This is a genomic window from Streptomyces sp. AC627_RSS907 (assembly GCF_019049165.1).
On sequence record NZ_JAGMUE010000626.1, the window covers coordinates 1 to 583 of the forward strand.

The window sequence follows — 583 nt, forward strand, 5'->3', positions numbered from 1 at the left end:
GAAGAGCCACGCCTACGTCACCTCGGATATCGAACTGTCGGATACGGACCGGTGAGGAACCTAGTCGCCCCTCACCAGGGTGAGCAACGCGCAACACACCTGCGCGTTGTGCTCTCGTCGGAGACTAGCGGCCACGGCCGCTCCAGTCAGCGAGAACAGACGAAAAGTCCTGGTCAGACTCGCTCGACCAGGACTTTTCGGGGCAAAAACACCGGGTTCTGAGGTACTTATTTCACGGCTACCCGCACGTCGTCGGCGATTCTGGCCGCCGCGGCGCGCAACGCGGCGGCATCCGGACCGTGGCGCAGCACCCCACGACTCACGCTGGGCACCACGTTCCCCACCGCGTCGCCGAAGACCGCCGGGAGGTCGGCGGGGGTCGCGCCCTGGGCGCCGATGCCCGGCGCGAGGAGCGGTCCGTCGATGGCGAGCGAGCCGCCGGCGGCGGCGAGCGCGTCGCCCAGCGTGGCGCCCACCACCGCGCCGAAGGAGCCCAGCGGCCGACCCTGACCCTGCCAGGCGGCGCGCTCGGCGGCGTTGCGCTCGGCGAGGTGGCCCAGCACCGTGGCGGCGACGCTGCGGC

General features: G+C 71.2%; 1 pseudogene. It reads right to left on the reverse strand.

The annotated features are described in order from the left end of the window. Positions 1-227 precede the first annotated feature (227 nt). Positions 228-583: pseudogene (locus KUM32_RS37480) on the reverse strand (orotidine 5'-phosphate decarboxylase); the annotation flags it as partial.